Below are 13,628 nucleotides of genomic sequence, written 5' to 3'. Positions count from 1 at the left end.
CCCGTCGCTGCGGGTACCGGGGGGCACGTCGAGGGTCGACGTCAGTGACCCCGGGGGGGCAAGACACACATTGCGTGCCGTGGACGGCTGAGCCGTCGCGGCCAGGCTCGGCCATGCCGAGCCGGGGGGAGCGGCAGGAATCGAGCAGCCGTCACGGCTGCCTGCATCCCCCTGTGCACACAACCGGTCGCGCCTGCGGCCGGCACCGATGGGGGATCCAACATGAAGACACCAAGACTCGTACCGAGGCGCCGAACGACCGTGTTCGCCGCCGTCCTTGCACTGATCGCCGTCCTGTTCGTCCCGTTCGCCGCCAGCGCCGACCACCTGTCGGTGCCGGGCTCGGACTTCGAGATCGACGCGGATGCCAACCTGGTGGTGGACAGCGCCGGCCACATCGACTGGGCCTCGGTGGAGGAGATCCGCCGCGACGACGTCCCGGCCGGCGCCAACGACGATTCGTTCACCCAGGGCACGAGCGAGGACACGGAGCCTCCGGTCCCCGACTTCGGATCCATCCCACCGAACAAGTCCGACCTCAAGACGTTCGGGCTCTACCAGGAGGGGCAGGGTTCCGACACGATCCTGCACCTGTTCTGGAGTCGGGTGCAGAACCCGAAGGGCACCACGAACATGGACTTCGAGTTCAACCAGTCCAACGTCGCGGGACCCAACGGCATCACGCCGGCCCGCATGTCCGGTGACCTGCTGGTGGAGTACAAGCTCGCCAAGGGCGGGACCGTGCCAGAACTGTTCCTCTACCGGTGGCAGGACGGCACCGAGGACACGCCAGCGGCGTGCGAGGCGTCCAATTCCTACCCGTGTTGGAGCGCGCGCGTGAACCTGACGGCGTCCGGCAGCGCGGAAGGCTCGGTCAACACGACCCAGATCACGGCGGGCAACGCCGACGGCCTCGGCCAGCTCGACGCCTTCACGTTCGGCGAGGCCTCGATCGACGCGAGCGTCATCTTCGACTCGGGCGAGTGCCAGAGCTTCGGGTCGGCCTACCTCAAGAGCCGCTCGTCGGACTCGTTCACGGCTGCGCTCAAGGACTACATCGCACCACAGCCGATCAACCTCAGCAACTGTGGCCAGGTCACGGTCGTCAAGAACACCGTGGGTGGCGACGACACCTTCGGGTTCACCTCCACGCTGGCCGTGCCGCCTCCGGGTGACGGCGAGCCGCCGCTGGACCCGGACCCTGCCGACTTCGACCTGACCACGTCGGGTGGAACGGCCTCGACGACCATCACCAACGTGATCGCCGGCGAGGACTACACCATCACCGAGTCGGACCTCCCGGCCGGATGGACCCTGACCAACTCGACGTGTGCTGATGCCGACGGGACCATCGTGCCCGACAGCACCTCGGACACGGTCATGTTTGACCTGGCGATCGGGCAGAACGTCACCTGCACCTTCACGAACACGGCCCAGGGGACGATCGCGGTCATGAAGCAGACGCTCCCGGACGGTGACTCGGCCACGTTCGACTTCACCGGCGACATCACTGCGACGCTGGGAGACGGCCAGACCTCGACACCCGTCTCGGTGCTTCCCGGCACGTACAGCGCGAGCGAGACCGTTCCGGACGGATGGGCGCTCACCGGCATCGGCTGCAGCGACGGCAACTCCTCCGGCACCGGCAACACCGCGACGTTCGTCGTGGCGGCCGGCGAGGACGTGGTGTGCACGTTCACCAACACCAAGGACGGGTCCATCAAGGTGACCAAGCAGACCGATCCCGACGGGGACCCGGCGACGTTCGACTTCACCGGCGACCTCGTGGGCACGATCGGGGACGGCGGGTCGTTGTCGACGGGCGTTGCACCGGGCTCGCACTCGGTCTCGGAGTCCGACGCCCCGGGCTGGGACCTGACCGACATCACCTGCTCCGACGACGACTCCGGTGGGAACACCGGGACGCGGACGGCGTCCTTCGACGTGTCACCTGGCGAGGACGTCGAGTGCACCTTCACCAACCAGAAGGACGCCAACATCGTCATCACCAAGCAGACGCTGCCGGACGGTGCGGTCCAGAGCTTCACGTTCGACGCCGACTACGACGGGGACGGCTTCTCGCTGGCCGACGGTGCGTCCGACGACTCGGGTGACCTCGACCCGGGCACGTACGACGTCACCGAGCTGGTGCCGACGGGCTGGGACCTGGCGTCCCTGACCTGCAGCGACACGGGCGATGCCGAGGGCGCGTCCAGCGTGGACCTCGAGACCGAGACCGCCTCGGTGAACCTCCAGGCCGGCGAGACCGTGAACTGCACGTTCACCAACCGACAGGACGGCTCGATCACGATCGCCAAGGAGACCATCCCGGACAACGACGACGCCGACTTCACCTTCACCGGTGACGTCGGGGGCATCCTGTCCGACGGCGAGACGGCCAGCCAGTCCGTCGACCCGGGCCAGTACACCTCGACCGAGGGGGCGCTGGCGGGCTGGGACCTGACCAGCCTGGTCTGTGACGACGGCAACTCGTCCGGTGACGTCGAGACGGCAACCGCGACGTTCAACGTCGAGGCCGGTGAGAATGTGACCTGCACCTTCACCAACACCAAGCGGAGCCAGATCGACGTCAAGAAGGTCGACGACGCCGGCAACCCGCTGGAGGGCGTCACGTTCAGCCTGTGGCTCGACACCCCGACCATCGGGGTGTTCGACGACGCGGTGGACACGGACACCGGCGAGGACTGCACGACCGACGCGAGTGGGGAGTGCAGCTTCACCAACCTGGTCCCGGGCACCTACTTCGTGGTCGAGGACGCCCCACCAGCCGGCCACGTCGGGGCCGACCCAATCGCGGTGAACCTGGCCGCGGGTGACCTCGACGCGTCCTACGAGGCGGAGTTCGTCAACGAGCGCCTGCACAAGGCGATCGTGCTGACCTGCCACATGGGCACCGACGACCTGGTCGCCAGCGACGTCACCCTCGACGGCGAGACGATCGTCTCGGCGGTTGCCGACGACCTCGTCGGCACCGACCTCGAAGGCCTGCAGGACGCGCTCTGCGCCCTTGCCGGCTTCGACGAGCTCGGCCACGAGGAGATCGACCTCGGTGTCGACGTCGGGTCCGTGGGGGGAGTCGTCCACGGGGGGGTCACCCCGTGACCTGAGGACCGGTCGGGTCGGCGGCGCCATGCGCGGTCGACCCGACCGGACCGTGCGGTCGGGCGGATGGCTCCCGTTCCCGGGGGTGAATCCTCGGCTCGAGCGGCCAGGGCCCGTGACGACGCCTGTCGTCGCGAGGATCCTTCCGCAGCCCCATCGGGCCAAGACCCCGACCGGCGGCGGGTGGCGGCATCAGTCGCCACCCGCCGTTTCCGTCGACGTCAGCGCGCAGGGGGGGCGCCAACCATCGCGCCGTAGAGCACGGCGGCGACGGACGTGGCGAGGTTGAGGCTGGACACGCCCGGGCGCATGGGCAGCGCGACGCGGTGGTCGGCGCGGGCGAGCAGGTCGTCGGACAGGCCGTGCCGCTCGGTGCCGAAGACCAGGATCGCGCGCTGGGGCAGGGGAGTGGTGGCGATGGGTGCTCCCGCCGGGTCCAGGGCCACGACGGGCCGGTCCGACACGGGTAGTTCGTCGCGACGCCCGACGGGCAGGGCGAACTGCAGCCCGGCCCCTCCCCGCACGGCGCGGGCGTGCCAGGGGTCGCTCGATCCCACGACGAGCACGCCCGCGGCGTCGGCCGCTGCGGCCACGCGAACGACCGCGCCGACGTTGCCGAGGTGGGTCGGGTGCTCGAGCAGGACGACGATCCCCGTCCCGGCGGCCAGGACGTCGTCGAGGACGTCCTGGGGCCGATCGGCGAGCGCCAGGGCGGGCGACGGGAGGCCACCGCCGGTCATCGACTCCCACGTCGCCGCGGTGACACCCTCGACGTCGACTGGAAGGTGAACGTCTGGCGCCAGGGTGCCGAGCAGGGCGTCCAGCGCCGCAGGGTCGGGGGAGCCGATCCGGCGGATCGTCGCGCCGAACCGGATCGCGTGCTTGAGCGCGTGCACGCCCTCGAGCACGACCAGGTCGTCACCACGTCGGGCGGCCTCGACCTCGGCCTGCCACCCGGCCGTCACGGGATCGGGCCCAGTTCGAGGCGTCGTCCCGCGACCACCAGCCACGCGCGGTCGGCAGCCCGCGACCAGGTCGCATTGACCCGGCCGAGGAGGTCGCGATAGCGCCGGGTGTCGGCATCGGCCGGGACGATCCCGTCACCGACCTCGTTGGTGACCACGATCGTGGCGCCCGGCCTGCCCGCGGCCAGGTCGGCGTGGCGTGTGGCGGTGGTGAGGACCTCGTCGTCGGGCCGGTCGAACATGTTCATGGTCCACAGCGTGAGGCAGTCGACCACCACCGTGGCGTCGGGCCCGGCACGGCGGAGGGCGGCGGCCAGGTCGACGGGCTCCTCGACGGTCGCCCAGTCCCACGGCCGCTCGGCCTGGTGCGCAGCGATCCGTGCCGCCATGTCGACGTCGTCGGGCGTCGCCGTGGCGACGAACACGACCCCGGCCCCCGCGTCCTGCTCCGCCAGCCGCAGTGCAGCCGACGACTTCCCACTGCGCGCCCCCCCAGTGATCAGCGTCAGCATCCGGTGCTCTCCTCGTCGTCGTGCATGCGCCCCGTCGGGGTTGTCGTCTGCGATCGAACCCCAAGCGTGAGAACGAGCGCAGCGAGTTCTCAAACCTGCCCGAGCGCAGCGAGGGCAGGCGTCTAGTAGTCGATGCCGCGGCGGGCCATGATCCCCTGCTCGAAGGCGTGCTTGACGTTGTCCATCCGGGTGACCGTGTCGGCCACGTCGATCAGCGCCTGCGGGGCGTCGCGCCCGGTGGCGATCACGGTCGTGGTCTCTGGCCGGTCGGCGATGGCCGCCACCACCTCGTCGGTGTCGATCCATCCCCAGTTCATGGGGTAGGTGATCTCGTCCAGCAGCAGCAGGCGGTAGTCGCCCGAGGCCAGGCGTTCCCTGGCCTCCTCCCAGGCGGCCCGTGCACGCGCCTCGGACTCGTCGAGGTCCTGGCTCTCCCAACTGAAGCCGTCGCCCAGCGACCACCAGTCGGCGCCCAGCCGGGTCAGCATCTCCTCCTCGCCGACCCGCCAGTTGCCCGACTTGATGAACTGGATGACCCCGACCGGCCAGTCACGTGCCAGGGCGCGCACGGCCGTGCCGAAGGCCGCGGTGGACTTGCCCTTGCCGTCGCCGGTGTTGACCAGCACGATCGACTCGACGTGCTTGCGGCGGGGCCGGTCGGTCGTGTCCTTGTCGACGGGGGGTGCGGTCGGGTCGCGGTCGGTCATCTCGTGCTCCGGTCGGTGGTGGTCGGTCGGGTGGAGGACCCGGCGCGCGTCGGTCGGTCGCGGCGCACCGGGACCACGATGATCCCGCCCTCGCCGTCGTCGAGGATCTGCACGTCGGCGTCGTAGTGCCGTGCGAGTCGCTGCTGGGTCAGGACGTCTCGGGGTGCACCGGTGGCGACCGTGCGGCCCTGGTCCAGCAGGACCACCCGGTCGGCGAACTGGCTCGCCAGGGTGAGGTCGTGCATCGCCGACAACACCGTCAGGCCACGCTCGATGCGCAGTGCGTCGATCAACTCGAGCACGTGCTGGCCGTGGCCGATGTCCAGCGCCGACGTCGGCTCGTCCAGGAGCAGGATCGAGGCTTCCTGGACCAGCGCGCGGGCGAGCACCACCCGCTGCAGTTCGCCCCCGGAGAGTGCGAGGACGGGTCGATCCGTGAAGTCGTGGAGGTCGAGTCGCTCCATCGCCGCGGCCACGGCGTCCAGGTCCGTGGTCGTCTCGATCCCGAAGGTCGGGATGTGGGCGGTGCGCCCGAGCAGGACGTAGTCGGTCACCGTCAGTCCCGGTGGGATGATCGGTCGCTGCGGCACCAGGGCGACGGCGGACGCCCACTGGCGTGGTCGCCACCTGCCGGGGTCGGCGTCACCGATGCGGGTGGACCCCTCGTGGGTCACCAGGCCGCTCACGACTCCCAGTGCGGTGGACTTGCCGGCACCGTTGGGGCCGAGCAGGCCGACCCACTCGCCGGCCGCCACCTCCAGGTCGAAGTCGACGAGCACCGGTCCGTCGCCGTAGTCGACCGTCACGCGCTCGAACACCACCGCGGGCGCGGTCGACGTCGTGGTGGTCGTGGGGCCCACCGACGAGGAGGTCCGGTGCGACGCGAGTCCGTGGCTCATGCGCCCACCGATCCCCGGCCACGACGCAGGACGAAGGCGAAGAACGGCGCACCGACGAACGCGGTGATGACCCCGATCGGCAGTTCTGCGGGTGCCACGACGGTTCGGGCGACCAGGTCGGTGCCAACCATGAACGCGGCGCCGAACAGCATCGACAGCGGCAGGACCGCGCGGTAGGACCCGCCGAACATCAACCGCACCGTGTGCGGGACCACGATGCCGACGAAGCCGATCAGGCCACTCGCGGCCACCGCGCCGGCCGTGGCCAGCGATGCGGCGACCACCACGACGACCCGCGACCGCACCGCGTCCACGCCCAGGGTGGCGGCCTCGGCCTCGCCCACCGACAGGACGTCGAGGATCCGACGGTGGAACAGGATCACCGACAGGGACAGCACGGTGGGGATGGCCAGCATGCCGACGTCGCTCCACCCACTGGTGCTCAGCCGCCCCAGGATCCACCCGTAGACCTCGCGGATCGTCTCGGCGTTGCGCTGCAGCAACCACGTCTGGCCGGCGGTGAGGAAGGCCGACACGGCCACGCCGCCCAGGATCAACGCGGCCGTCCCACGGCCGCCGGTGCTGCGGCCCACGAACCACGCCATGGCCACTCCTCCCAGGGCGCCGACGAACGCCGCCGCGGGCACGCCGATGCCGGCCAGCGCGCCAGACCCGCCACTGGCGACGACCGCCGTCGCGGCCAGTCCCGCCCCCGCGGCGGCCCCCAGCAGCCACGGGTCGGCCAACGGGTTGCGGAACACGCCCTGGTACGCGGCCCCGGACGTCGCGAGGCAGGCACCGACCAGCGCACCGAGCACGACACGTGGCAGGCGCAGTTCCCACAGGATGTTGCGGGCGACCTCGTCCAGACCCGAGTCCACCTGCACGCCCGGGATCCGGTCCGCCAGCTCCACCAGCACGGCGGTGGGCGACAGGTCCGCCGCACCGAGCAGCACGCCGGCCAGCGCCATGAGCACCAGCAGGACCCCGCCCACCACCAGCCCGGCCGTCGGCAGCCGGCTGGGCGTCACGACCGGCCGTGGGCGACCACGCCCGGCCGACCTCGAGGTGGACGCAGGCGTCGGCCCCGACGCCTCGTTGGGGACCTGGTGGACGCTCACTGGGCGAAGGGCTCCAGCGAGTCGGCCACGACCTGGGCGAAGTCGACGACGCGTGGGCCCCACCGACTCGGGATGTCGGCCGGAAGCACGACCACGTTGCCCTCGGTCACCGCGGTCAGGTCCGCCCATCCGGGTCGGTCGGCGACGGACTCGGTGGACTCGCCGGCACCCCCGGTCGCGAGGTAGATCAGCTCGGGGTCGGCCTCGATGATGACCTCGGGTGACAGCTGTGGGTAGTCGGTGTCGGCCTGCTCGGCCGCGTCGTCGGCGATGTTGACCAGGCCGAACAGGCCGTAGACCTGGCCCACGAAGCTGGCGGACGAGGCGGTGTAGAAGTCGCTGCTGATCTCGTGGTAGTAGTGCAGCGGCTCGGCGGGGACGGGGGCCGACGAGGCGAGCTCGTCCAGGTCGGCCTCCATCTGCTCGGTCAGGTCGACCGCCGCGTCGTGGTGGCCGGTCAGGGCGCCGAGGTTCTCGATCTGCGTGTAGACGTCGTCGAAGTTGGTCGCCGCGGTCTCGACGACGGTGGGGATGCCCAGCGCGTCGAGCTCGCCGACGATGTCGCCGGGGGCGGACAGGACGACCAGGTCCGGCTCGTAGTCCGCCACGGCCTCGGCGTTGGGCTCGTAGCCGCTGAGGTCGGTGACCGGCGCCTCCTCCGGGTAGTAGGAGAACTCGTCGACGGCGACGACCTGGTCACCGGCACCGATGGCGAACAGTGACTCGGTGGCGGTCGGGGACAGCGACACGATCGCGTCGGCGGGGGCGTCCAGGGAAACCTCGGTGCCGACCGAGTCGGTGATCGACACGGGGCCGTCGGCCGGCGCATCGGTGGCAGCCGTGGTCTCGCCGGTGGTGGCGGCCGTGGTCGCCGAGGCAGCAGGAGCCGTGGGGGTCGCGGTGGCGCCGTCGTCCGCGGCGTCGGATGCGCACCCGGTCAGCAGGGCCGCCAGCGCGACGCCGACCGCGGCGAGGCGGAGGCGCCCGACGGGGCGGCGAGGGGTGTGGGTGGTGGTCACGGGATGGTTCCTCGGTCTGCGAGGTCGTGAAGCAGACGTGGAGGGACCCCGGGCCACCGATGCACGGCACCTGCGGACTGGTCCGACACGAACGCCCCCCGTTCCTCGCGGGTTGTCGTTTCGCACCACGAGGTCAGGCGACCTGGCTCACCACCGCAGGGGTGGATTCACAGTTGCGGGACAGCGCCGGATTCGCACCGGACTTCGCTGGCCCTCGTGGTCCCGGCGTGTGCCGGGAACGTCACGGTAGCACTGCCCCTGCCGGGGTGGCCGGGGCCGTCCTGCGTCGCCACGGCGCAGGAGTCCTGCGCGGCGGGGATCGAAGGGACCGTGGTCGACGGCCACCAGGACCTACAGTCGAACGGGAGAGAAGGTGACCGTCGTGCCGATCCTGCTGTTCCTGGCATTCATCGCCGTCCCGTTGGTCGAGTTGTTCGTCATCGGGCAGGTCAGCGACCTGATCGGCCTGTGGCCGACCATCGCCCTGCTGGTGGTTGACTCGCTGGTGGGAGCATGGCTGGTCAAGCGCGAGGGCCGCCGGGCCTGGGACTCGCTGCGCACCGCGTTCACGTCCGGCCAGTGGCCGGCGGACCAGGTCACACAGGGTGGGTTGATCATCTTCGGCGGCGCGTTGCTGCTGACCCCGGGCTTCGTCACCGACGCCCTCGGGCTCCTGTCGGTCCTGCCTCCCACCCGCGCTGCCATGTCGCGGCTGCTGCGTCGCTGGACCACGACCTGGGCGAGCCGCCGAATGGCGTCGGGCTCGATCTTCACGGTCCGCACCGGCCCGTCGGACAGCCAGTCGGACGGGCAGCCGCGCGGACGGTCGTCGGTCGGCTCGTCCGGGACGACGCGCCGCCGCCCCGCCAGCGACCCAGGGGCCACGCGCTCTGCTGGCGCGGCCCGTGACCGTCGCCGCGACCGGGACGAGGACGCCCCCGACGTGGAGGTCATCAGCGTCGAACGTGACGCGCCGGACGCCTGAACCGGTCGGCCCGGGCCGACGACACAGGTGCGCGAGCCGGACCCGCGCCACCCTTGCCGCGCGCGTCGGGTCTCAGGCCAGGTGGTAGAAGCGGAAGAAGCCGAACTCGCCGGTGGCGAGTTCCTGCAGGTCGTCGAAGCCCGCTGCGCGGGCGTACTCGCGCAGGATCGACCGCCGGATGACCGTGCCGGTGGCTGCGCTGTCCTCGCCGGACTTGCCGTCGGGCAGGCACACCAGCAACGAGAACCCGTACATCAGCCGCTCGACCTCGTCGCCGGGAGCCTGCAGCTCGTCGGCCACGGCCTCGTCCATCACGACCACCGCGCCGTCGGGCGCCGTCATGCGACGCATCGCGGCCAGCACCTCGACGGGTCGGGGCATGTCGTGGACGCACTCGAAGGCGAACACGACGTCGTGGCCCCCGGGCAGGTGCTCGCGGCCGACGTCGGCCACCTCGAAGCGGACCCGGTCGGCGACCCCCGCATCGGCGGCGTTGCGTCGCGCCAGCTCGATCGAGGGCGCGTCCACGTCGTAGCCGACCACGGTCGCATCCGGGTGGGCGACGGCCAGGGCGATCGACGACCAGCCGCCGCCGCAACCCACGTCCGCGATGGAGGCGTCGGGGCGTGCGAGCAGCGGGGCGATCGGGGTGCCGGCCAGTGCGCCCGCCAGTTCGTGTTCGAACCACGGCCGGTTCATGTCGGACTGCGACTCGCGCATGTCGACCCCGAAGTCCTCCCAGGACACGCCCGTGTCGGCGCGGTAGGCATCGACCAGGTCGTGGAACCTGGCGCCGGCCGCGGCCAGCATGCGGGCCAGCGGGGCGACGTGCGCCAGGCTGGTCCGGTCGGTCATGACCTCGGCCACGGCGGGAGACATCCGGAAGCGCCGGGGATCGCCCTCCTCGACCTCGAGGAGCCCGGTGGTGGCCTGCTGTTCGAGCCACTCCCGTGCGTAGCGGACGCTGGTCCCCGTGGCACCGGCGAGCTCGCTGGGCGTGCACGCGCCTCGCTCGGCCAGGGCGTCGTACCAGCCCAGGCGGTCCCCGAGGGCGATGGACAGGGTGTCGATGGCGCCCAGTGCGCTGGCGAGCACGCGCTCGGCGACGTGGTCGCTGGTGGAGGTTGGGGTGAGGACGTCGGTCATGTGGATGGCTCCGATGATGGGCAGTCGTGGGTCGGGGCATCGGGCCCCGCGTGGACTCGCATGGTGTGGGGGCCCACCCACGGAGCGCCTACCGTTCGCCTACGACCGCCGTCCGAGTAGCGTGGATCCGGTGGAAGCGCCCCCGCAGTTCCAGATCCTGCGACCCCTGCAGGTGCGTGCCGCCGACGGTGGGGTCGTGGCGATCACGGGTGCCCGCGAGCGGGCCCTGCTGACCCGCCTGCTGGTCGACGTCGGACACCCCGTGACCGACACACGGCTGCTCGACGACCTGTGGCCCGACCTCGGTGACTCGGCACGCAAGTCGCTCCAGGTGCGGGTCTCCACGCTGCGACGCCAGTTGGCCGACCTGGCGACCATCAGCAGGATCGCCAACGGCTACCAGCTCGAGGTCGACCCCCGTCAGGTCGATGCGAGCCGGTTCGAACACGCACTCGACCTGGCCACGCGCCGGCCCCCGAGTGAGGCCGCCGAGCTGCTCGAGCACGCGCTGCAGTGGTGGACACCGTCCGCGCTGGCCGAGCTGGAGGGCACGCCGGCCGAGGTCCTGCGCGAGCACTACGAGCGCCTCGCCCGGGACGGGCGCCAGCGCCTCGGCGACGCCCTGGTCGCGGCCGGACGACCCGCGCGTGGTGCCCGGGTCCTGGCCGGCCTGGCCGACGGGCACCCGCAGGACGAGTCCGTGGCGACCTCGCTCGTGCATGCCCTGTACGCCGACGGGCGGTCGGTCGACGCCCTCGCGGCGCACCGCCGGACGGTCGAGGCGCTCGCCGCCGACGGGCTCGACCCCAGTCCGGCCTTCCGTGCCCTGGTCACCGGGGTCGTGCGCCACGACCTCCCGGTGGCCGACCGGTCGCCGTCATCGGACCCCCCGGCTGCCACTCCGGCGCGAGGGGAGCACGCGGCGGCCGATGCCTGGTCGTCCCTCCTGCACCCGGTGCCCACGCCGTTCCTGGGACGTCGTGCCGCCGTGACCGCGGCCGTCGAGGCCCTGGTGGAGGACCGCGTCCGGCTCCTGACGCTGTGGGGGCCCGGTGGGGTCGGCAAGACCCGGCTGGCCCTGGAGGTGGTGGATCGTGTCGCCGCCCTGTTCCCCGAGCCCGCCATCGTGGTGGACGGCGCCCGGATCGACGATCCTGCCGACCTCCCGGCGGCGATGGTGCGCGCAGCCGACCTGCCGGAGCGTGGTTCGCCGATGGAGGTGCTGGCGGCGGGGCTCTCCGACCGCCGCGTCCTGGTCGTCGTCGACAACGTGGAGCACCTCCTGGCGGCGACGCCGGTCTTCACCCGGCTGCTGGCCGCGGGGGACGGCGTCCAGGTGCTGGTGACCAGCAGGGCGGTCCTGAACCTGCGGACCGAGCGGGTCCAGGCCGTCGAGCCCCTGGGGTCGACCACCAGCGAGGGTGAGGTGTCCGCGGTCGACTTCCTGCGTGGTCGAGCCCGGGAGATGGGGGCCACGGACCTCGACGACGATGCTGCGCTGGGGCGGATCGCGACTCGCCTGGACGGGCTGCCGCTGGCGCTCGAGCTGGCCGCGGCCCGGCTGCGAGGCACGACCCCGTCGCGGCTGGAGACCGACCTCACCGCGCGCATGGACGCGCTGGGGGTGCTCCACGACCTGCCCGAGCGCCAGCAGACCCTCCGGGCGACCGTTGCATGGAGCGTGGCCCGTCTGGACCGGCCGACCCGCGACCTCCTGCTGGCACTGGGCGTCTTCGCCGCCCCCGCGCGGCTCGAGGCGATCACGGCCATCAGCCCCCCCGCGCAGCTGGACCGACTGATCGTGCTGGTCGACCACGCCCTCCTGCGTCGCGTCCCGACGCCTGACGGTGTCGGGGCATTCGGACTCCTCGAGACCGTGCGCCGCTGGGCTGCCGACGAGTTGGCGTCGTCTGGCCGGGGCGACCCGGTCCGGCGTCGCCATGCTGACCACCACGCCGCCGAGGTGGCGGTCGCCTCCGCGGCGCTGGAGACCTCGTCCCAGGCGTCGGCGACCCGACGCCTGGCAGAGCTGGAGGCCGACGTCGAGCGTTCCCTGCGGACGTTTCGCGACCTGGAGGACCACCGGGCACTGCGCACGCTGGTGCTCGACCTGTGGCGCTGGTGGTGGGGGGTGGCGGCGACCCGCACGGCCGCCCGTTGGCTCCAGGTCGCCGCCGGCGGGCCGGACTCCGTGGACCGAGTCCGGGTGCTGTCCCACCTCGCCCTCGTGCGCGCGACCCTGGGCGACCCATTGGGTGCGCGCGGCGCCCTGCGGGCGGCCGAGTCGGTCGACCTGCCGGCCGATCCTCCTGAACTGGACGTGGCGCGCTGGATCGTCGCCCTGGACGACGGCGCCCTCGACGAGGCGGCGTCGGCGGCCGACCGCGCCGCCCGTGCCTACGACGCGCTGGGCCGCGACGTCCTGGCCGCCGAGATGCGGGTCCGGGGCGCGGTCGTCGCCGCGACGGCGGGTGACCCCTCGTCCAGCGAACAGGCCAACCGAGACGCACTGGCCGTGCTGGCGCGCCACGGCCCCCGTTGGGAGGAAGCCAGCGTGCGCAACAACCTCGCCCACCTGGCCCTGATGCGTGGCGACACCGACACCGCGCTGGCCGAGGCGAGGGCGAGCCTCGCGACGTTCGACCGGTTGCCGTTCGCCCGTGACCGGTGGGTCGCACTCGAGACCCTGCTGACGATCCACGTCGCCCGTGGGGAGCTCGACCGGGCGCGGGAGGTCGGGCAGGTGGCGATCCGGGAGGCCCGTCGGGTGGGCGACCGCGAGTCCGTCCAGCGGGTCCGGATCGGCCTGGCGGAGGCTGCGATGCGGGCCGACGACCCGGCCGAGGCAGCCGAGCTGCTGCTGCAGACCCCGCCCGAGAAGGTGCCCGTGGCACTCCAGTGGCACCTGCTGGCAGTGTGCGTGGAGGTGCTCGCAGCGGCGGAGGACGACGCCGGGGCCTCGGACGCCGCGACCCTCGCCAGCCGCCACGACCCCAGCCTGCTCGTGTTCGGTGGCGATCGGCTCGCCGCCGGCGTCGCTCGGTGGGCGACGCGGGCGGGGTCGGGCGTTGACGGGGTCGAGCCCGACCTCACCGCGCTGGCCACCAGGTTGCGCGTCGTCGCGACCCGCCGTCGCCCGTCGACCTGACGC

The 13,628-nt window shown here is 72.2% G+C and carries 10 protein-coding genes and 1 riboswitch; of the genes, 3 read left to right on the top strand and 7 right to left on the bottom strand.

Features of this window, described 5'->3' with window-relative positions:
- Positions 1-261: 261 nt before the first annotated feature.
- Positions 262-3,123 (top strand): prealbumin-like fold domain-containing protein, encoded by a 2,862-nt coding sequence (locus KR546_RS14820; RefSeq protein ID WP_238445498.1) that lies wholly within the window; start codon positions 262-264, stop codon positions 3,121-3,123.
- 221 nt (positions 3,124-3,344) lie between these two features.
- Here the strand turns inward: KR546_RS14820 and KR546_RS14815 are convergent, their stop codons facing one another.
- The 6 genes from KR546_RS14815 to KR546_RS14790 all read right to left on the bottom strand — a co-directional run bounded on the left by KR546_RS14815 (position 3,345) and on the right by KR546_RS14790 (position 8,346).
- A complete protein-coding gene (locus KR546_RS14815) occupies positions 3,345-4,088 on the bottom strand; it encodes a TrmH family RNA methyltransferase (RefSeq protein ID WP_238445497.1) in 744 nt (247 codons plus the stop codon).
- Positions 4,085-4,600, bottom strand: coding sequence for a bifunctional adenosylcobinamide kinase/adenosylcobinamide-phosphate guanylyltransferase (locus KR546_RS14810; protein ID WP_238445496.1), 516 nt, complete (start codon positions 4,598-4,600; stop codon positions 4,085-4,087). Before KR546_RS14810 ends, KR546_RS14815 begins: the two co-directional genes overlap by 4 nt.
- 122 nt (positions 4,601-4,722) lie before the next feature.
- A complete protein-coding gene (gene cobO, locus KR546_RS14805) occupies positions 4,723-5,307 on the bottom strand; it encodes a cob(I)yrinic acid a,c-diamide adenosyltransferase (RefSeq protein ID WP_238445495.1) in 585 nt (194 codons plus the stop codon).
- A complete protein-coding gene (locus KR546_RS14800; protein ID WP_238445494.1) occupies positions 5,304-6,206 on the bottom strand; it encodes an ABC transporter ATP-binding protein in 903 nt (300 codons plus the stop codon). The genes cobO and KR546_RS14800 overlap by 4 nt, the downstream gene beginning before the upstream one ends.
- Positions 6,203-7,237, bottom strand: a complete 1,035-nt coding sequence (locus KR546_RS14795) for a FecCD family ABC transporter permease (RefSeq protein WP_338019161.1) — start codon at positions 7,235-7,237, stop codon at positions 6,203-6,205. Before KR546_RS14795 ends, KR546_RS14800 begins: the two co-directional genes overlap by 4 nt.
- Positions 7,238-7,323: 86 nt before the next feature.
- The gene (locus KR546_RS14790) at positions 7,324-8,346 is read right to left on the bottom strand and encodes an ABC transporter substrate-binding protein (protein WP_238445493.1); all 1,023 of its coding nucleotides are present in this window, start codon (positions 8,344-8,346) and stop codon (positions 7,324-7,326) included.
- 87 nt (positions 8,347-8,433) lie between these two features.
- Positions 8,434-8,580, bottom strand: a riboswitch (adenosylcobalamin (AdoCbl) riboswitch).
- A gap of 139 nt (positions 8,581-8,719) precedes the next feature.
- On the opposite strand from KR546_RS14790, the gene KR546_RS14785 reads away from it, so the two are divergent.
- A complete protein-coding gene (locus KR546_RS14785; protein WP_238445492.1) occupies positions 8,720-9,331 on the top strand; it encodes an FxsA family protein in 612 nt (203 codons plus the stop codon).
- Positions 9,332-9,403: 72 nt separating this feature from the next.
- Here the strand turns inward: KR546_RS14785 and KR546_RS14780 are convergent, their stop codons facing one another.
- On the bottom strand, positions 9,404-10,477 hold the full coding sequence (locus KR546_RS14780; protein WP_238445491.1) for a class I SAM-dependent methyltransferase: 1,074 nt from the start codon (positions 10,475-10,477) through the stop codon (positions 9,404-9,406).
- Between the two features lie 130 nt (positions 10,478-10,607).
- Here KR546_RS14780 and KR546_RS14775 point away from each other — a divergent pair, with 130 nt between their 5' ends.
- Complete coding sequence (locus KR546_RS14775) at positions 10,608-13,625, top strand: AfsR/SARP family transcriptional regulator (RefSeq protein ID WP_238445490.1); 3,018 nt, start codon at positions 10,608-10,610, stop codon at positions 13,623-13,625.
- The last annotated feature ends 3 nt before the right edge of the window (positions 13,626-13,628 follow it).

It is taken from the genome of Salsipaludibacter albus (genome assembly GCF_019798055.1).
GTDB lineage: Bacteria > Actinomycetota > Nitriliruptoria > Nitriliruptorales > Nitriliruptoraceae > Salsipaludibacter > Salsipaludibacter albus.
This window is presented reverse-complemented; position numbering and strand designations above follow the sequence as displayed.